17 protein-coding genes are annotated in these 18005 nt (G+C 71.6%); 6 read left to right on the top strand and 11 right to left on the bottom strand.

The genetic code is table 11. The features are described from left to right. Positions 1 to 376, bottom strand: a 376-nt coding sequence (locus FM051_RS47590; protein WP_158854283.1) for an alpha/beta fold hydrolase, incomplete at its 3' end; no start/stop codon positions are given. 451 nt (positions 377 to 827) lie between these two features. Between FM051_RS47590 and FM051_RS47585 the strand changes: the two genes are divergently transcribed. Next, the gene (locus FM051_RS47585) at positions 828 to 1373 is read left to right on the top strand and encodes a hypothetical protein (RefSeq protein ID WP_158854281.1); all 546 of its coding nucleotides are present in this window, start codon (positions 828 to 830) and stop codon (positions 1371 to 1373) included. Positions 1374 to 1488: 115 nt separating this feature from the next. On the opposite strand, the gene FM051_RS51175 is transcribed toward FM051_RS47585, so the two are convergent. The 5 genes from FM051_RS51175 to FM051_RS47560 all read right to left on the bottom strand — a co-directional run bounded on the left by FM051_RS51175 (position 1489) and on the right by FM051_RS47560 (position 10976). Beyond that, positions 1489 to 3987, bottom strand: a complete 2499-nt coding sequence (locus tag FM051_RS51175; protein ID WP_238413205.1) for an Hsp70 family protein — start codon at positions 3985 to 3987, stop codon at positions 1489 to 1491. Further along, positions 3968 to 5464 (bottom strand): dynamin family protein, encoded by a 1497-nt coding sequence (locus FM051_RS47575; protein WP_158854279.1) that lies wholly within the window; start codon positions 5462 to 5464, stop codon positions 3968 to 3970. Before FM051_RS47575 ends, FM051_RS51175 begins: the two co-directional genes overlap by 20 nt. Beyond that, complete coding sequence (locus FM051_RS47570) at positions 5461 to 7269, bottom strand: dynamin family protein (RefSeq protein ID WP_158854277.1); 1809 nt, start codon at positions 7267 to 7269, stop codon at positions 5461 to 5463. Before FM051_RS47570 ends, FM051_RS47575 begins: the two co-directional genes overlap by 4 nt. Positions 7270 to 7357: 88 nt before the next feature. Continuing rightward, a complete protein-coding gene (locus FM051_RS47565) occupies positions 7358 to 8251 on the bottom strand; it encodes a YdhT family protein (protein ID WP_158854275.1) in 894 nt (297 codons plus the stop codon). A gap of 184 nt (positions 8252 to 8435) precedes the next feature. Next, complete coding sequence (locus FM051_RS47560; RefSeq protein WP_158854273.1) at positions 8436 to 10976, bottom strand: helix-turn-helix transcriptional regulator; 2541 nt, start codon at positions 10974 to 10976, stop codon at positions 8436 to 8438. 404 nt (positions 10977 to 11380) lie between these two features. On the opposite strand from FM051_RS47560, the gene FM051_RS47555 reads away from it, so the two are divergent. Continuing rightward, entirely contained in the window at positions 11381 to 11740 is a 360-nt protein-coding gene (locus tag FM051_RS47555; RefSeq protein WP_158854270.1) for a helix-turn-helix domain-containing protein, read from the top strand. Positions 11741 to 11750: 10 nt separating this feature from the next. Here FM051_RS47555 and FM051_RS47550 read toward each other — a convergent pair whose 3' ends face one another. Beyond that, positions 11751 to 12341: a ClpP family protease gene (locus tag FM051_RS47550; protein WP_158854267.1), complete on the bottom strand. Its 591-nt coding sequence runs from the start codon at positions 12339 to 12341 to the stop codon at positions 11751 to 11753. After that, positions 12338 to 12964: a ClpP family protease gene (locus FM051_RS47545; protein WP_158854264.1), complete on the bottom strand. Its 627-nt coding sequence runs from the start codon at positions 12962 to 12964 to the stop codon at positions 12338 to 12340. The genes FM051_RS47550 and FM051_RS47545 overlap by 4 nt, the downstream gene beginning before the upstream one ends. 480 nt (positions 12965 to 13444) lie before the next feature. Here FM051_RS47545 and FM051_RS47540 point away from each other — a divergent pair, with 480 nt between their 5' ends. From FM051_RS47540 to FM051_RS47530, 3 genes are all read left to right on the top strand, one after another. Continuing rightward, positions 13445 to 14053, top strand: a complete 609-nt coding sequence (locus FM051_RS47540; RefSeq protein ID WP_158854261.1) for a hypothetical protein — start codon at positions 13445 to 13447, stop codon at positions 14051 to 14053. Between the two features lie 804 nt (positions 14054 to 14857). Beyond that, positions 14858 to 15187, top strand: coding sequence for a hypothetical protein (locus FM051_RS51170; protein WP_202919464.1), 330 nt, complete (start codon positions 14858 to 14860; stop codon positions 15185 to 15187). Continuing rightward, entirely contained in the window at positions 15154 to 15951 is a 798-nt protein-coding gene (locus FM051_RS47530) for a catalase family protein (protein ID WP_202919463.1), read from the top strand. Before FM051_RS51170 ends, FM051_RS47530 begins: the two co-directional genes overlap by 34 nt. Before the next feature lie 193 nt (positions 15952 to 16144). Here FM051_RS47530 and FM051_RS47525 read toward each other — a convergent pair whose 3' ends face one another. Further along, on the bottom strand, positions 16145 to 16519 hold the full coding sequence (locus FM051_RS47525) for a phosphoribosylformylglycinamidine synthase subunit PurQ (protein WP_158854258.1): 375 nt from the start codon (positions 16517 to 16519) through the stop codon (positions 16145 to 16147). Between the two features lie 33 nt (positions 16520 to 16552). Between FM051_RS47525 and FM051_RS47520 the strand changes: the two genes are divergently transcribed. Next, positions 16553 to 17203 carry an exonuclease/endonuclease/phosphatase family protein gene (locus FM051_RS47520; RefSeq protein WP_158854255.1) on the top strand — a complete coding sequence of 217 codons (651 nt, stop codon included), beginning with the start codon at positions 16553 to 16555 and terminating at the stop codon, positions 17201 to 17203. Positions 17204 to 17275: 72 nt separating this feature from the next. Here FM051_RS47520 and FM051_RS47515 read toward each other — a convergent pair whose 3' ends face one another. Together FM051_RS47515 and FM051_RS52775 are read right to left on the bottom strand one after the other, a co-directional pair. After that, entirely contained in the window at positions 17276 to 17773 is a 498-nt protein-coding gene (locus tag FM051_RS47515) for an LGFP repeat-containing protein (RefSeq protein WP_158854252.1), read from the bottom strand. Between the two features lie 49 nt (positions 17774 to 17822). Beyond that, the coding region (locus FM051_RS52775; protein ID WP_238413204.1) for a hypothetical protein at positions 17823 to 18005 on the bottom strand (183 nt) is incomplete at its 5' end.

The following is an 18005-nucleotide window of genomic DNA, read 5'->3' as shown; positions in this document are numbered from 1 at the left end:
TCAACGGTGGCACGGCGCTGACCAGCACGGCCTGGGCCAGCCGGGCGGTACCGTGCCGGCCGATGTAGCGGGCGACCTCGCCGCCCCCGGTGGAGAACCCGACCATCGTGACCTCGCGCAGGTCGAGGGTGTCGACGAGGGTGGCGAGGTCGTCGGCGTAGGTGTCCATCTCGTTGCCGTGCCACGTCTGGGTGGAACGCCCGTGGCCGCGCCGGTCGTGCGCGATGACGCGGTAGCCGTGGTCCGCCAGGAAGAGCATCTGCGCTTCCCAGCTGTCGGAGTTCAGCGGCCAGCCGTGGCAGAGCACGACCGGTCGGCCCTCGCCCCAGTCCTTGTAGAAGATCTGCGCACCGTCTGCGGTGGTGATGTAGCTCATCGGTGGAGTTCCTGTTCGTGGTCGGCGGGAGGCGGTCACGGGCCGTCACCGCTCGAACCACTCGAAGGGGTGGCCCCAGCGGCAGCCAGGACACCCGCCGGACGTGCCCGAGCGCCGTGGCGAGTGGCCGTTCCACGGGGACCCGGCTGTCCCTGAAGCAGGTCCCGTGATCGGGACGTCACGCCGCCCACGTGCACCGGCGCGACGTCGACCACCGTCGCGACCACCGTATCCCGCAGCGAGCGGTGCAGCACGGCGTGGACGAGCGTGAAAACCGGTCACGGCGACGACACCACCATCGAGGCGGAGATTCACAACGTCGATCAAGCCCCAAATGGGACCAGGCGCTGGAATCGGGCGCCACCGGTGTGGCCCACCGCACCCTACTGCGGGGGGTTCGGTGGGGATTTCCCCGAGGCCGACCGTAGGTGGGTTCCCTACAGTGGTGAACATGGCTTCCGTGCGCTCCCTTCGCGAACTGCTCGCCGACCTGGTCGGCGACGCCGGCGCGCGTTCCGGCGGGCCGAAGGCTTACCTCGCCGAGCACGGCCACCCTGATCTGCCGGCGGAGCTGGTGGCGGAGGCAGTGGTCAGCTTCGCGGACACGGCACCACCGGAGGTGGCCGAGCAGTTGGCACCGTTCGTGACCGCGCACACCGCGGGTCAGGGGGACGGCGCAGGCTGGTTCGACCTGCTCACCTCGGCATCGGTGGGGCTCGCCGAAGACCCCGACGCGCTGGACGGCGTCCCTGAGCCGAGGAGCGGGGACGACGCCGATCCGGACCCCGGGCCAAGCCTGGACTTCGGCGCGGGTGCCGCCGACGCGATCGACCTCACCGCGGCGCTGGACGAGGGGATGGCGGTGGCCGCGGCGCCCACCGGCTGGCCGGACGCCACCGAGCAGGTCCCGCCCGACTCCGCCGACTCCGCCGTGTCCGACGTGGCGGGCCAGGACGTCGTCGCAGACGACGAGCCGGACGAGGACTCCCTGGACTGACCCGGCGCAGGTCCGGTCGACGGTCCGCGCGGGTGGTTCCGGCACCGGGCAGCGATCCGGCACCACGCACAGAACGGCCCGGCCGCACGTCATGTGCGGCCGGGCCGTTCCGGGTTCAGGGTGTGCTGTCCTCCTTCGGAGCGAGATCCTCCGGCGGAGGGGGCTCGTCCCACGGAGGAGCGGAACCACCTGACGGAGGAGCGGAACCACCTGGCAGAGGACGGGAACCATCCGGGTTGGACGGCGGCGGCTTGCTGGTGGTGGTCGTCGTCTTGGCGGGCGGCGGGTTGGGCGGCGGGTTGGGCTGCGGGTTGGGCTGCGGGTTTTCCCGCGTCGGCGGATCCGTGGTGACCACAGTGGACTCCGTGCGGGTGATCGGCACGCAGTTGCCGGTCACGAAGGTGCCGTTCGCGTCGGGGACCAGGTGGTGCTTCGCATCCGCGATGCGCGCGCACACCTTGGGTGCGTCGCCGATCGCCGTGAGGAAGCGCTCATCGGTGACGTCGAGCACCGCGGGGCGGCGGTCCTCGACGTACCAGTTGCCCCGCTCGGCTTCCGGCGCTTGCATGCCCATCACGTCGGCGGGCGGGTTGGTGCCGTCACCACCGTAGACGTGCAGGTGCTGGTCGCCGTTGATGTTCATCGGGGAACCGTCCCCGCGGTAGTCGATGGTGATCTTGCCGTCGGCGATGATCGCGGAGGTGAGGCACACCCACCGCGGGTTGCTCATGATCGCCTCGGTGCACTGCTCGTCAACCGGCAGCGACGAGGCGGGGGTGCTCGACGCCGGCGGACCGGCTGGATTCTTGTCCCCACGGAGCGCGGCGAGCCCGACCCCCACACCGCCCAGCAACACGAGCGCCGCGACCCCGGCGGCCAGCACGGGCACGCGCCGGCTCCGGCCCGCGGACTGCGGCGGTGGCCCGACCTTCTCCCCCGGCCGCGAGGCCCCGGCAACCCCACCCGCGGGGACGGTGATTCCGGTCTGGTACCGCTCGCCCGGAAGCTCACGCCCGGCGTGCGTCGCGTCCGTGGACCCAGCCGGGCCGCCGTGGCCGGCCCGGTCAACGCCAGGGCCACCGGCCTGCCCGCCACCCGGTCCGCCGGACCCCGCCGCCGCGCTCCCGCCCGGGACACCCGGTTCGGCGGGCGCGCCGCCGGCTCCGTCGCCCGTCCCGGCCGGTCCGGCGGCCGAACCGACCGCGTCCGAACCGGCGCCGAGCCCGGTCCCACCGCCGGCTCTGCCACCTTGCCCGACGGCGGCACCGCCAAGCCGGCCGGCCTGTCCGGCCGCACCGCCGGCTCCGCCGCTCATCCCGGCCGGTGCGGCAGCCGAACCAGGCGCACCCGGTCCAGCTGCCGCACCCCCGCCAGCCGCACCCCCGCCTGCCCCACCTCCGGCACCCAGCGCAGCCGCGCCAATCCCAGCCGCGCCCAGCCCCGCCGCCGCAGCAGCGGCACCGCGCTCAACCGGCCCGGCACCGCGCTCAACCGGCCCAGCACCACGCTCAACCGGCCCAGCACCACGTCCGCCGGTCCGGCCGGCCGGCGCCCCGAATCCCCCACCGGCCAGCCGGGCCGCACCGAGCGCGACCGCGTGCTTCGGATGCGTGTCCACCGCGACCGGCCGCCCCAGCTCGGCGCTGACCAGTTGTCCCACGATCGGCATCCGCGACGACCCGCCCACCAGCAGCACCGAGTGCAGCTGCTCCGGCGTCAACCCGGCCGACCGGACGGCCCGCCGCAGCGCCTCGATGGACCCGTGCAGGGCGGGACGCACCATGGCCTCCAACTCGCCCCGGGTCAGCCGGACCTCCGTGGTCACCGACGGGAGCAGCACCGGAATGGCCGTGTCGGTGTCGGCCGACAGGGACTCCTTGGCCTGCACGCACTCCTCCCGCAGCCGCGCCACCGCCGCGAGCGCCGCGGGGTCGTCCTCGTCCAGATCGTCCAGTTTGGACCCCAGCGTCGTGCGCACGTGGTTGAACACCGCGGCGTCGAAGTCGATCCCGCCGAGCCGCTCGATCCCCTCGGGATGGCCGAGCATCGTGAACCCACCGGTGGTCCGACGCAGCACGGCCGCGTCGAACGTCCCGCCGCCGAGGTCGTACACCGCCACCACGGCGCCCACGCCGAGCCGCTGCTCCTGCGCGTAGTTCACCGCCGCTGCCTCGGGCTCCGTCACGAACGACACCGACGGCAGGTCGGCCATCCGCACCGCCTGCCGCAGCAGGTCGATCTTGTACGGCCCCCAGTTCGCGGGGTGCGACACGCACACCGACGACGGCGGCGCGCCCTCCCGGGTGCCCACTTCGGACATCACCGCGCGCAGCAGCTGGGAGGTCAGTGCTTCCGCCGAGTACGGGGTGCCGCCGAGCATGATCGGCGTGGTGTCACCGATGCGGCGCTTGAACTCGCGCGCCACCCGGTTCGGTTCGGTGAGGCCGCGCCGGTTGGCGGCGTCACCGGTCAGGAACTTCTCGTCCTCGCGCAGCAGCACGACTGACGGGATCGCGGCCGCGCGAGCGCCCAGCGAGACGATCTGCGCCCGGCCCTCCCGCCACGTCGCCGCAGCGGTGTAGGTGGTGCCGAGGTCAATGCCGAGTGCGTACATCACGGTGCTCCGTAAGAAGGTCGGCCAGCATGCCTTCGCACGACCGGACGGCCACCCGGGCGGCGACCGCCAGCTCGTAGCTGGTGAGGGGGTTCTCCGCGCGGCGCTGCCAGCGGGACAGCGCGTCCGCCGCAGCGGTGGTGAGCTCGCCGCGGTCGGCGTCCGGGGGCAGCCGCAGCCTCTGGTGGATCGCGCCGCCCGCGCCGCCGATCAACCGCTCCAACTCGGCGACCACCTCGGCCTTGCCGGACACCCATCCGGCCCGCAGCCCGGACAGCACGCGCAGCTCGTTGAACGGGTGGGCCGAGGACACGACCGCCTCGACCTCGCCGGCCAGCGCCTCGCTGCCCGGCCCGACGAAGTCGCGGACCACGTCCGCGACGGCCAGCAGCGCCGAGCGGCACTTCAGCACGTCCCGGCGCTCGAAGAACAGCGACGTCAGCAGGTCCTGCAACTGGTTGAGGCCGCTGCGCTCGGCCAGTTCGCGCGCGAGGTCGGTGGCCGTGCCGGCGACCTTGCGGCGCAGCACGGTGCTCGCCAGCCGCACACCGAACACGCCGAACCGGGCCAGCAGCGACTCCCGCTCCGGCTCGGTCAGGCCCAACTCGGGCCGGGTACCCACGAACCGGTCGGCCGACAGCAGCAGTTCCTCGGCCTCGCGGGGCGGCAGGTCGGCGATCCGGCGCAGTTGGCCGACCTCCTCCTCGGTCAGCGTCACCGCCGTCTCGGCGAGCAGCCCTGCCACCGGGACGACGGACTGCACCAGCCGTCGCACGTTGGGGTCCTCGCCGAGCCGGGTCGCCACCCGGCGGGCGGACGCCATCGAGTCCAGCCGGCCGACGGCGATCTCGTCGGCCCGCGACAACACACCGATCGCGTTCACCGGGCTCGGCTGGGACACCTCCGAGTCGTGGAACGCGCGGAGGAACTCGACATCGCCGGTGTGCAGGTGGCGCATCAAGTACAGCACCGCGTCGGCCGGGGTCTCCTCCTCGTCCGGCACCAGCAGGTCCCAGGTCCGTCGCGCCGCCGACTCCGACAGCGACCCGATCCCCGGTGTGTCCACCAGCGTGACCGAACGCAGCGCCTGCGCCGGCCAGGTGACCAGGAGCTCGTCGACGTCCTCGGCACGCAGCCCGTCGAGGTTGATGTCGAGCCGGCCGTCCTCCCGGTCGAACCGCAGCTGTCGCTCCTCCCGGCCGACCCTGGCCCGTACCTGGTAGGTGTGCCCGTCCTGGTACCAGGTGACGATGCGGGTGCACTCGCCGGCGTCCGTCGGCGCGAGCCGCTCCCCCACCAGCGCGTTGAGCAGGGTGGACTTGCCGGCCTTGACCCGACCGGCCACGGCCACCCGCAGCGGCTGGTCCAGCCGGTCGCGGGTGGCGGCGAGCCGGGCGCCGGGCGGCGTGCCCCGGTAGACCTCGATCGCGCGGTCGAGCACTGATCTGGTCCGGTCGATGAGCCTCGCGTGACTCATGAGCCGGCCACCGCCTCGGCCCGTTGCCGGAGTTGGGCGATCCTGGCCAGCTCGGCGTCCACGTCCTTGAGCCGCTTCTCCCTGTCGGCCTTGGTGCGCTGGGCGGCCTCGCTCGCTGCGGTGAGCGCCCGCGCGTTGGAGCGGTTCAGCTCCTCGGCGAGCGCGGTGTAGTGGTCCCGCAGCTCGCGCTGCACGCGGCGCAGGGTGTCGCGGGAGTCCTTGCCCGCGACGAAGATGATCTTGTCGCAGTACCGGCGCACCGCGTTCTTGGCCTCGGCGCGGCGCTTCTGGACCTGCCGCTTCTTCTCCTCGCGCAGCCCGCGTTGCCCGAGCACCAGGCCGATGCCGAAGACGATCGGGCCCAGGACGACCCCCACCATGCCGCCGACCACGGTGAACATCATCGCGCCGCTGTAGAGGCCCTTCAGTACCACCCCGAACTGCTTGACCACACGCATCTTCTGCAGGTCCAGGTCCTCGCCGACCTCGGCGGCGGCGAACGACGTCGGGTCGTGCACGGTCGGCCGGGTGAGCATCGCGCCGGTGGCCTCCCGGAAGTGGTCGCCGACCTTTTCGGACAGCTCGGTGGCCCGCTCGCGCAGCAGTTCGTAGTTGGACAGCAGTTCCTCGGCGGTCCTGGCCTGCAGCCAGGGGGCGAACTCGGCCCAGGTGTCCGCGGGGTCGTCGGCCTCGATGGCCTGGTCGGCCTCCGCGGTCACCTCCTTGATCCGGGTCCTGAGGTCGAAGTCGATGTCGGAGGTGAGGTCGCCGATCCCGTCGCTGAGCGTCTGGCTCCACTTGGCGGCGGCCGTCGTCAGCCGCTCGACGTTCGACTTGACCGCGGTCAGCTCGTCGACCACGCGTTGCGCGGCGGCCGGGTCGGCCAGCGCGGCCCGCTCGGCGGTGAACGAGGTCTCGAGGTGGTCGCACAGCGCGACGACCTCGGCGGCGGCCTCGGTGGCGAGCCGCTGCTCGGCCGAGCCGCCGACCTGCTCGCGAACCAGCGTGATCAGGTCGGGGAAGCCGGACTCCGCGTTCAGCTCGGCGTCGCTGTTCCTGACCGCGCGGGCACGCAGGGCGGAGGAGACCGTCAGCAGCGGGATGTCGCCCTCGGCGGCCAGGTGCGCCGCGTCGAGATCGCGGATGCGGCGCCAGGCCGGGTAGAAGTCGGTCTTGGTGAGAACGCACGCGACCATCGGGCACATCGAGCGGGCGCGGCGCAGGAACTCCATCTCGCTGCGCGTCAGCTCCTGGGCGGCGCTGGTCACGAACAGCACGGCGTCGGCGAAGGAGATCGCGGCCAGGCTCGCCGCGGCGTGCGCGGAGCCGAGCCCACCGATCCCCGGGGTGTCGACCAGGACCAGCCCGGTGGCGAGCAGCGCCCGCGGGATGCGGACCTCGACCCCGCCGACCCTCGGCTCGCCGTCGCCGACCTGGGTCTCCACGACGTGCCGCCGCACGTCGGCCAGTTCGATCGCCTCCCGCCGGCCGCCCGTCCCGTTGTCACCACGCCACAGCTCGGCCCTGGGCTGCTCGCCGTGCCGGACGAAGGTCGGCACCGCCGTGGCCGCGTCGTCGTCGACCGGGCAGACCTGCGCCCCGACCAGCGCGTTGACCAGGGAGCTCTTGCCCTGCTTGAACTCGCCGGCGACGACGACGTGGACGACCGGGTCGGCGAGCCGGCGCTTGGCCTCGGTGAGCCGGGCGGCGAGGTCCGGCCGGTCGAAGGCCGCGCACGCACGCAGCCCCAGGTCGACGACGTCCATCGCGCCGGCCGCGACCGGGGCGGTGCCTGCCTTGGTCATGATCGCTCCTGTGTGCACAGTGCGGGCGGGAGGGGTGCGGCGGCGGGCCGATCGGTCCGGACCGATCGGCCCGCCTCGCTACTCGCGACTACTGAGTGGCGAAGGTGGGGTCGCCGCCGCTGCCGACCGTGCCGGTGTCCACGAAGGCAGTACCGTTGTCGACGGTGTTGAGGTCCACCACGTTGTCGATCCCCGAGACGTCGTTGTCGTTGAACGTCACGTCGTTGTCCTCCACCGTGGTGTTGACCGTGGTGTCGTTGTCCTCGGTGTTGCTACCGCTGGCGTTGCTGCCGCCGACCGCGATCGCCGAGCCGTCGCCCTGGGTGTTGCCCGAGACGTTGGTGGTGTCTCCCGAGCCGAACCCGCCGACCGCCGAGTTGTCACCGCTGTTCTGCGTGGTCTTGTTGTGGTCGCCGACCACCGCGTTCTCGACGTCGCCGCCGGCGTTGATGCCGGTGTTGGTCCCGGTGTTGACGCCACTGGCATCGCGGCCGGCGAGTACCGCGCCGTCACCGGTGTTGGCCTGACCGTTGTTGTCGCCGTCGATGATCTGCCCCTTCTCACCGGTGACCGCGTCGACCTCCAAGCCGCCGCCGAAGATGCTGTCGCGCACATCGACGTTCACGCTCTTGTCGAGCAGGTTGGTGATGGTGTCGTTGTCCTGGTAGCTGTTGTTGGTGATGTAGTTGAGGTGCTGGACGACCTGCTCCACGCTCTGCTGGACACTGGCGCTGTGCTGCGCGGGGCCGCTGCTGCCGCTGGTGTAGCTCTGGAGGGCGGACCTGGTGTCCTGGGGCACCTCGGGGGAGGCGGACGCCTCCCGGACCGCCGCCTGGATGTCCACATCGCACAGGTCGTGGTCGGTCACGCCTTCCGCCGCGAGCTTGCCGTGCTGGTCCTCGGCGAAGTCCTTGGCGAACTCCTCGTCGGTCAGCAGGTTCTTGATGAAATCGGTCAGCTTCTCGTAGGCGTTGACGGTCATTTGGTTCTCCTCGGTTTCGGTGCGGCTTGCGCCTCCTCGTCGGGCGCATGACTAGATTGCGCCGGGTGGCCACGTCCGGGCATCGGGGAGACCCCCGTCACGACGGGGGACCGCTAGGGGGAAGTCGGTGATCGAGCTCGCGTGCGTCGGGGCGGCGCCGGGAAACCCGTGCGTGCCCGGACGGTCACGCTTGGTCAGCGAGGATCTCGCGGAGCGCGGCGAGCAGTTCGGCCCGGGAGCCGGCACCGAGTTTGGTCCGGATTCGCGCGACGTGGTGCTCGACGGTTTTGGGTGCGATGTAGAGCTGGGCGCCGATCTCGCGGTGCGTGCTGCCGGCGAGGACGAGCTTGGCGACGGCGAGCTCGCGCTCGGAGAGCCCACCGGTCTGCACCGCGCCGTTCGTCTGGGAGTCCGGGTCGGACAGTTCGCGGGCCCGTTCGAGGAGCCAGCGAACGGTGACCGGGTCGGTGGCGTGGATGGCCGCCTGCCCGGCGAGTCGGGCGGCCTCCCACGGGAGCTGCGCGGCGACCAGTTGCTCGGTGACGGCGAGGATCTGATCGGGTGGGGCGGGGGTGCCGGCGAGCACGGCGGACCAGGCGGTGGCGGCCGCGCACTGGGCCGCGGCCCGGTGCCCGACCGGCCCGGTGGTCGCGGCGAGCCGCCCGAGCCGGTCCGCGGCGGCGAGCTCCGCGGGGTCCCCGGCCTCGCCGAGCCAGTCGAGTCGGTTCGCGGCCGGGTGCCCGGACTTCTCCGCCGCCGGCGCGGTGTCAGTGGCGGGTTCTCCTGGTCGCGGGGCGGGGCCGGCGGCCATCTCCTCCCGCCGCCGGGCCTGCGCGGTGATCTCGGTGAGCCGCCGGGCCTGGGCCGCCGCGGTGTCCTGGTCGTCGCCGGCGACCGCCACCTGCACCCGGAGCCAGCCGAGCGCCACCGCCCACGCCGGTGGCCGGCCGAGCTGGTCGACGATCCGCTCGAACAGCTCGATGATCGGCTCGATGCGCCGCCCCTGCCGCAGCCGCGCGGCGGCGACCAGGAGTTCCTCCACGGGTTCCAGCTGCCAGAGATCGACGGCCCTGCGGGCGAGCACCGGCTCCACACCACCCCACACCGCCCGCAGCCCGGCGATGTCCCCGCGCCTGCGCGCCGCGCCCGCGGCGATCGCCGCGCGCAACAGCCGCTCCCGGGCGGGCAGCTCTCCGCTGACGGGCCGCGCCAGCTCGGCGAGTGCGGTGTCGTAGCGCCCGGCGCGCATCCGTGCCCAGGCGAGCATCAGCCGGTGCCGCTCGGCCGCCGCCGGCCCTCCGATGCCCGCGCGAGCGGCCCGGTCGAGGAGGTACTCGGCGGCCGCCGTGTCCCCGGCGAGCACGGCGACGACAGCCCCGATGGCGTGCGGCGTGTCCGGGAGCACGGCGACCGGCGTGGCGCGTTCGGCCACCTCGGCCGCCTCGATCAGCAGCGGCACGGCGGCGTCGGGGTCACGGACCGCGGTGAGCACGGCCTCGGCGAACCGCATCGCCGCCGGTGCGCCGTCGGGTTCGCGGGTGGCCGTCCGCGCGTCCGCCAGCCGACCGGTGCCCACCAGGACCGGCACGGCGAGCAGCGGTCCCGGCGGCGGCGCGGCGAACAGCAGGTCGGCGGCGCGGTCCGCGCGGCCGTCGTGGGCCGCGGCCGCGCCGGCGAGGCAGGCCACGCGGGCCGCGGCCTCGGCACCGGGCGGCGCCGGCAGGTCGGCGTCGGGTGGCAGCCCGAGCAGCGCGCCGGCCTCGGCCCGGCCGGCGGCCACCGCGGACGGCTCGGCGCCCGCCTCGGTCGCGTCGTCGAACCAGGCCAGGGCGGCCGCCGGGTCGGCGAACCGGGTGAGCTCCCCGGCCTGCCGGTACACCTCGGCGGCGGCCGGGGTGCGCACCCTCGCCGCCCGCAGCTGTGCCGCGGTGACCAGCGGATCCGCACCCGCCGCGGCGAGCGCCCCGGCCGCGCCGTCGTGCAGGCGGCGGCGCTCGGCCGCGGACAGCTCGCCGAGCACCGCGTCGGCCATCGCCGGGATCATCCGCTCGCCGCCGGGCACGAGCATCCCCTCGTCGCGCAGCGTGCGCAGGACGCCGGGCAGCTCCTCGACCGGCATCTCGGCCGCGGCGGCCAGCACGTCGTCGGACAGTCCGAGCCGCAGCGCCAGCACCCGTGCCACCGCCCCGACCTGCCGCGGCAGCACCGCGAACCGCCGCTGTACCCGGGCCAGCAGCGCCGGCACCGGGACGCCGGACGCGGCACGGCTGGTGCCGGTCAAGGTCGAGGCCACCGCCGCCGCCACGCCGGGCAAGCCCGCCGACATCTCGTGCACCGCCGCCGCGACCACCGGGGATGCCGGGCGCCCGGTCACCGCGGCCACCAGCGCGCCCACCCCGTCCCGGTCCAGCGGCTCCAGAACCTCCACCCCGCCGGCGGCCGCTGCCTCGTCCAGGTCGGCCAACTCCGGGCAGCCGATCGTCGGCCTGCGCGCCACCAGCACCCGCACCCCGGACCGCGCCGCGGCCACCAGGGCACGCAACACCTCCGGGGGGAGCCGGTGCGCGTCGTCCGCCACGACCAGGGTGCCGGCTTCCCGCGCGGCGTCGAGCCCGGCGGCCAGGTCACCGGAGCCGACCCACCACGCCCGCGTGCCGGAGGCGTCCGCGAGTTGGCCGAGGCGGTAGGTCCGCCCGGAACCGTCGACACCCACCACCACGGTCACTGCGCCTCCCGGAGACCGGGTTGGTGCCGGAACCGTACGAACCCGTCGCTGCTGACCGGGTCCGTGCGCCACCGTAGGCACTGACTCAACCAACCACCGAGCTTGCGGCATCCCGGTAGGCCCGGCAAGCCGAGGCCGCCGCTGACGTGGGCACGGAACCCGTGAGCACACCCCGACACCGCGACATCAATCCGACCGACGAGCCGGAGGAGGTCGGCCCGCTGCGCGAGGCGATGGTCCGGGAGCTGCGTGACCCGGGCGCGCTCTGAACCGATGAGGTCGCCGCCGCGTTCCGCACCGGGCCGGCATGTCGACGATCGGCGGGGTGACGATGCCCTGCGGCCTGTGTTCCGCCGGGAGCGGAACCGCTGCCCCGAGCGCCGGACCGCTGCCAGGATGACGGCATGGCGGACATCCTCCCCTTCCAGCAGAAGCACATCCCCACGCCGGATCGCGAGCCGGATCGCGAGCCGGAACCGCTGTGGCGTGAGGTGCTGGGCCGGAGCCTGCGAGCGGCCAGGGAGGAGCGGGGCAGCCGCCTCGTCGACATCGCGGAGCGGGCCGGCATCTCGCCGCAGTACCTGTCGGAGATCGAACGCGGTCGCAAGGAACCCTCCAGCGAGATGATCGCCGCGGTCACCGGTGCGCTCGGTGTCGACCTGGTCGACCTGCTCGCCGACATCGCGAGCGGCGTCCGGCGGCGCCGCGGCGCGGGTCCCGCGGTCGGGCGCCGCCCTGCGGGACCCGTGCTCATGGCCGCCTGAGACCGCGGTCTCAGATTCGGTGTTCGAGGACGTGGTCCGCGAGCCCGTAGCCGACGGCGTCCGCCGCGTCGAACACGCGGTCCCGGTCGGTGTCGTGCCGCAGGTCCGCGACATCGCGACCGGTGTGTGCTGAGAGGATCTCCTCCAGTTGAGTGCGCACACGAACTACCTCGTCGGCCTGGAGGATGAGGTCCGGGATGGCACCGCGGCCCTGCGCCGCGGGCTGGTGCAGCACCACCCTGGTGTGGGGCAGCACGAAGCGGTGCCCCGCCTCGCCGGCGGCCAGCAACACCGCACCGGCCGCGACCGCCTGGCCGACGCACGTCGTCGCCACCGGCGCTTTGATGTAGCGCATGGTGTCGTACAGCGCGAGCATCGCGGACGGGTCGCCGCCTTCGTTGTTGATGTACAGGTTGATCTCGCGTTCCGGGTTGTCCGCCTCCAGGTACAGCAACTGGGCGATCAGTGCGTTGGCCACACCGGAGTCGATCGCGGTGCCGAGGTAGACGATCCGCTCGGACAGCAGGTGCGAGTAGACGTCCATGATCCGCTCGCCGCTCAAGCTGCGCGTGATGACGTTGGGGATGGTGTAAGTGCTCATGCGCGGGCTCCCGTCGTCAGGCCGAGGCCGAGTTCGTGCGTGCGCACCGGCACGACCTGACCGAGACTGTCGACGACGTGGTCGATGAAGCCGTACTCGAGTGCTTGCTCGGTCGTGAACCAGCGGTCGTGCAAGGAGTCGGCGAAGATCCGGTCGATCGGCTGGCCGGTGTCCTCCGCGATGATCCCGAGCACCGTGTCCCGGGTGTGCCGCAGGTCGTCCGCCTGCACCTGCACCTCGACCGCCGATCCGCTGATCCCCGCCGAGCCCTGGTGCATCAGGATGCGGGCGTGGGGCAGAGCGAAGCGTTTGCCCGGTGTGCCCGCGGACAGCAGGAACTGCCCCGCACTGCACGCCAGTCCCAGCGCGAGCGTGGCCACGTCGCACGGCACGAGCCGCATCACGTCGCGGATGGCCAGCATCGCGGGGACCGAGCCGCCTGGCGAGTGGATCCACAACGCGATGTCCTTCCCGGGATCCTCGCTCGCCAGGGACAGCAGTTGGGTGGCGAGCACTGTCCCGTTGTCGTCGTCGAGCGGGCCGTCGAGGACCAGCACGCGCTGGCTGAAGAACCGTTCTCGAAGTCGGTGGTCGAACAGCGGCTGCTTCTCGTTGTTGGTCATGCTCCGACAATGCCGACGCCCCGGTGCGATTCGCCGGTCTCGCTGCTGTGGGCAGATCAGCCCTCAGCAGGCCGGAACCCCCGCAGCCGCATCGGACAGCGCCCCGGCCGAATAGTGCGCACGCCGTCCGAGCTGTTCGAGCATCTTTCGAGTAACCAACAAACAGTTGCGGAGATTTTGGTCGACGCTTCCAGGGGCACGCCCCCCACTGGATGGCCGTGACCAACAACTCGGCAGCCTTCTGAATCGATCCTGAGACGTCCCACGTGACCGCTTCGACACCCAGGGTGAACTGGTCGACGGAATCGCAAGCGGAGAGTGACGATGCCCTCGTCGGAGCGGATGACAGGCCATCGACATGAGCATGTCCTCATGTATGAGGGTTTCATCAACTCTGATCAGGCCTACCGATTCGAACCCGACTCGGCCGCCGGGTCAGCGCCTGCCGACAGGCGGGCGTCTGTGCTGAGGAGGCACGTGATGAGCGAGCAGGATCTGCAAGCGAGGTTCCAAGGGGTCCCGGTCGGTGTGCGCGAGAAGGTCAACACGGTGTTGGCGGACGCGAAGATCGCGCTGAAGTTGCGGATCGCGGAGTTGTTGGCGGACAAGGAGAAGACCGACGCGCACGCCGTCACGACCGCAGGTCGTGTCGGTGCGAAGAGCGGTGAGGTGTCGGAGCTGACGGTCATCCTTCCGCTCAAGCCGAACGGCGCCGAGCGGTTGCGGAAGTTCTTCAAGTTGATCAGCGGGAACCTGGTGGGTGCCGGCCAGGTCGGCACGCTGCACAACATGCGGTTCGTGTTCCTGGAGAACGACACGAAGTTGCTGTTCGCGACGGCGTACGACGGCGAGTGGGATCCCTACATCGACGACTTCGCCACCAAGATCCCCGAGATGATGGACTACCTGTTCGGCAACGTCGAGGGCTGGCCGGGCATCACGTCGCCGGAGGTGAAGGACTTCATCGCCCGGGGCCAGGTGCCGGCGGAGGCGTGGTTCGTGGCGCACCCGGACCTGACGGTGACGGAAGCGAGCCGGCTCAAGCGGCTGGATGCCACCGTGCAGGACTTCCTCGGCAACCTGAACTAGAAGGGCCGGGTCGATGGACGTGTTCCGCCGCCTGCTCAGGCGACCAACGCTGGATCTGGACGACATCCAGGCGACGCTGCTGCGTGCGCGGCCCGAGCCGGTACCGACTCCCGACGTCCTCGGCCGCAACGGGACCTATGTCGTGTTCCGCAAGTACCACTCGCACGTCGCCGCCTTCCACCGGTTCCTGCGGGACAACGGGCGGACCGAGGAGGAACGGGAACTGCTCGCGGCCAAGCTCGTGGGCCGCTGGCGCAGCGGCGCACCGTTGGCGCTGTCGCCGACACGTGACGACGCGGCGCTCGGCGAGAACCCCAAGCGGATCAACGATTTCGACTACTCCGACGACCCGCGTGGGCTGCGGACGCCGTTGGGGTCGCACATCCGCAGGATGAACCCGCGGGCGGCGAAGCTCGAAGTGCTCAGCGACGTCAACATCAGGCGGATCATCCGGCGCAGCACCTCCTACGGGGAACCACTGCCCGCGACGACGTTCACCGACGACGGCGAGGACCGCGGCCTGGACTTCATCGCCTTGGGCTCACGCGCGATCGACAACGTCGAGTTCCTCCAGAGCGAGTGGGTCAACTCCGGCAACTTCGTGGGTCTGGGCAAGGAAAAAGACCCCGCTGATCTCGCTCCAGGACAAAGGCGCGTACTACACCGTGCCCGGCTCACCCCCACGCCGGGTGCGGGGCATCCAGAGCTTCAACACCCTGCTGGGCGGCGAGTACTTCTTCATGCCCAGTCTCTCGGCCATCCGCTGGCTCAGCAGCTGACCACCATTTCGTTCGGAGAACTTTCATGTCCACACATGACCGCGTCCGCTACCGGCCGGACCTCGAACAGCCGTTCCCGAACGAGGAAGAGCTCGTGCGCCAGGTCGTCACGGCGATGCAACACGCCAACGAGCAAGTCGCCGCCAAACACCGGCACGGCCTGCGCGACGCCCACGCCAAGAGCCACGGCGTGCTCGCCGGCGAGCTGCGCGTCGCGCCGAACCTGCCCGGACACCTGGCCCAAGGCCTGTTCGCCACCCCGCGCAGCTACCCGGTGATCGTCCGGTTCTCCACCGCCCCGGCGACCTGCGATCCGACCAGGTGCCCGTCCAGCGCGGATTGGCGGTCAAGGTGATCGGCGCACCCGGTCCCCGTGCGGTCGACGACGGCTTCACGACCCAGGACTTCCTGCTCGTCAACCACCCCACGTTGCCGTTCGGGACCATCGGCACCTACGCCGACCTGCAGAAGCTGCTGGAGCAGCAGCCGGGCCAGAGTGACCAGCAGTTGCAGGTCGCCGGCCTGGCCGCCCGCGTCGCCGCCGGGCTGCTCACCCGTGCCGGACGCCCGATCCCCCCGAAGGTCGAGACGCTGGCCGCGGCCAACAACCACATCCTCGGCGAGACCTTCCACTCCATGGCGGCGCTGCGGTACGGGGACTACGTCGCCAAGATCTCCGCCACACCCCGCTCCCAGAACGTGCGGGCGCTGACCGGTCGACCGGTCGACAAGAAAGCCGGCGAGTCCGCGTTGCGCGACCTCGTCGTCGACTTCTTCACCGACAACGGCGCCGAGTACGACATTCGGGCACAACTCTGCATCGACGTCGACAAGATGCCCGTCGAGGACGCATCCGTCCTCTGGCCGGAGGAACTGTCGCCACACGAGGTCGTGGCGACGCTGCACCTACCGGCTCAGGAACCCTACAGCGACGCACGCCGCCGTTACGCCGACGACGTCCTGTCCTTCAGCCCGTGGCACGCGCTCGAAGCCCACCGCCCACTCGGCTCCATCATGCGCTCCCGCCGCGCCGCCTACCCGAAGTCGAGCAACTTCCGGCACACGTTCAACGGGATCGGGCACGACGAACCGTCGAGCATCGACGAACTGCCCGCCTGACCCACCCCCGACGACCACGCCCGGCGCTTCGGCGCGGGCGTGGTCGTTTCCCCGGCAACCAGGCCATCGAGGACCTCGTTGCCGCCATCCGCGCCTTCGATCACCGAACCGCGGCGCGGTCACGCCATCGTCCGACACCTTCCACCACCGCGTCCCAGAAGGTCACCCCAACGACATCGCCAACCACGGTGGTTCACCGAGCCGCACGCACTCCGTTCTCGAAGAACGCCAAGCGCACGTGCCGATCCAGCGCGCGTTCCGGGTGGTCCATCAGCCCGAACGTCAGGCCGTCCAGGCTCGTCACCCCGGCGATGCGGCCAGTCGAACCGTCCGGATTGGACTGTGCGTCATAGCGGAGTGCCACCCGGTATCGCGCCTCCTCCCCCGGTCCTCCGGGGTGGAAGCGGCCTTCGCCGTGTGCGCAAGGGAAGGTCAGGGCTTCTCCGCCGAGGCCGGCGAGCCAGGGGCTGTCGTTGTCCCTGTCGACGATGTGCAGCTGATCCGGTTCGTCGCGGAACGTTCCGGACTTGTTGACACGCAAGCTGACGGAGACCGTGGAGTTGCGCAACGACTCCGCGACCGAGGTCCGCGTCTACTTCAAGTGGCAGCTCACCGACGTCGTCACGGTGCTCGACGGCACGACCGGCACCCCGCGATCATCACGAAGGACAACCCCGGTGCGGCCGTCGACGCGTCCGGCGGGGCGGCGGAACGGCCCGCGGTGGCGATCGCGGTGGAGCTGACACCCGTCGGCGGGGCGGCGGTCAAGTGCCTGCTCGCGTGCGTGCACTTGGTGGCCGACTCCCGAGCCCCGCGGGAGACCAGCGACATCGTGCAGTTCGGCCTGGGTCCCATGCGGACGGAGCGGCAGATCGACGAGTGGATGCTCGTCGGGGACTTCAACGCCGACCCCGTGGCGACGCACGGTGCGGTGGTGGGCAGAACCGTCGGCAAGAAGTGGAAACACGCGCACGACACCACGGCCGCCTACGTCCACAACCCGTCGTTCTGGACCCACGAGGGCCGGAAGTGCAAACGGGTGCTCGACTACATGGTGACGAGCCTCGACCTCTCCCCGCACGGCAGCCCGCTGTGGCAGTACAGCGGCACGACGAAGAGCGACCACCGGTTGGTGCACTACCAGCTCACCAACGTGGCCCTGCGGGTCATCGCACTACCGGCCGCAGCCGACGCGGAGCCCGTGTCGAAGCGCACTCGCTCGGCGACAAGGCCCGCCGCACCCACGCACTAGCCCGGATCCGGAGACGTCGAAGGGCTCGTCAGGGGAGGCCGCTGAGGCGGCCGGCCCAACGTGTTCGCAGAGTCAGTCGATGTTCCATGCCACGACGGCACCGCCCGTGGGGGTCCAAGTGATGGTGCCGTGTTGGAATGTGCAGCCAGCCCTGTCGTGAGTGCCCCGGACGTCACTGCGCGGATAGCCGAGGCGGCCGTCCTGCCAGCCCATCTGCGCCCACTTGTCCCGAATGGGGCCGTGAACCTCGTGTGGCCCGATGTCGGCTCTCCAATAGATGGAGCCGCCCTCGAAATGGTTGAACCGCCCTTCGCCGGGCCCGCAGGGCAGTTCGTCGGTCACGGGGTAGCGGAGGAGGCCGCTGTGTCCGCCGAGTTGTGCCCATTTTACCCGGATGGCTCCATGTACCTCATGTGCGCCGTGCTCCGGTGTCCAGTAGATGGTGCCGTTCTCGAAGTCGCGAGCCCGTCCGCGTCCATCCGGCATCGCCATCTCTGCACTGCCCGCGCCGGTGTCGACCGGTGCCCCAAGCCAGGGCAACTCTCGCCGCTTGTCGTCTATCGCTGTCATCGCGTCTTCCTTAGCACGTGCCAATCCCTGACTCACGATGGCGGACGAATCACTGTTTCTCCGCCATGCCGTGGACCACGAGCACCGTGGCGTTCATGACGCCACCGCCTAGTAGTACTTTGTTAAGTTTCGGCGTGTCGAGTTGATTGGCCATTGTGGATGGTGGTTCGGTTGCGGGGTGACTCCGGAGGAGATTGAGCGGGTGCGGCCCCGGCTGGTGGAGTTCGCTGCG

Source organism: Saccharothrix deserti, assembly GCF_009769385.1.
GTDB classification, from domain to species: Bacteria; Actinomycetota; Actinomycetes; order Mycobacteriales; family Pseudonocardiaceae; genus Actinosynnema; species Actinosynnema deserti.
This window is presented reverse-complemented; position numbering and strand designations above follow the sequence as displayed.

Coding starts and splice junctions, on each gene's coding strand:
- FM051_RS47550 (WP_158854267.1), bottom strand. CDS start 12,341: ATGAGCACTTACACCATCCCCAACGTCATCACGCGCAGCTTGAGCGGC.
- FM051_RS47570 (WP_158854277.1), bottom strand. CDS start 7,269: ATGACCAAGGCAGGCACCGCCCCGGTCGCGGCCGGCGCGATGGACGTC.
- FM051_RS47585 (WP_158854281.1), top strand. CDS start 828: ATGGCTTCCGTGCGCTCCCTTCGCGAACTGCTCGCCGACCTGGTCGGC.
- FM051_RS47575 (WP_158854279.1), bottom strand. CDS start 5,464: ATGAGTCACGCGAGGCTCATCGACCGGACCAGATCAGTGCTCGACCGC.
- FM051_RS47540 (WP_158854261.1), top strand. CDS start 13,445: ATGAGCGAGCAGGATCTGCAAGCGAGGTTCCAAGGGGTCCCGGTCGGT.
- FM051_RS47515 (WP_158854252.1), bottom strand. CDS start 17,773: ATGACAGCGATAGACGACAAGCGGCGAGAGTTGCCCTGGCTTGGGGCA.
- FM051_RS47545 (WP_158854264.1), bottom strand. CDS start 12,964: ATGACCAACAACGAGAAGCAGCCGCTGTTCGACCACCGACTTCGAGAA.
- FM051_RS51175 (WP_238413205.1), bottom strand. CDS start 3,987: ATGTACGCACTCGGCATTGACCTCGGCACCACCTACACCGCTGCGGCG.
- FM051_RS51170 (WP_202919464.1), top strand. CDS start 14,858: ATGTCCACACATGACCGCGTCCGCTACCGGCCGGACCTCGAACAGCCG.
- FM051_RS47565 (WP_158854275.1), bottom strand. CDS start 8,251: ATGACCGTCAACGCCTACGAGAAGCTGACCGATTTCATCAAGAACCTG.
- FM051_RS47555 (WP_158854270.1), top strand. CDS start 11,381: ATGGCGGACATCCTCCCCTTCCAGCAGAAGCACATCCCCACGCCGGAT.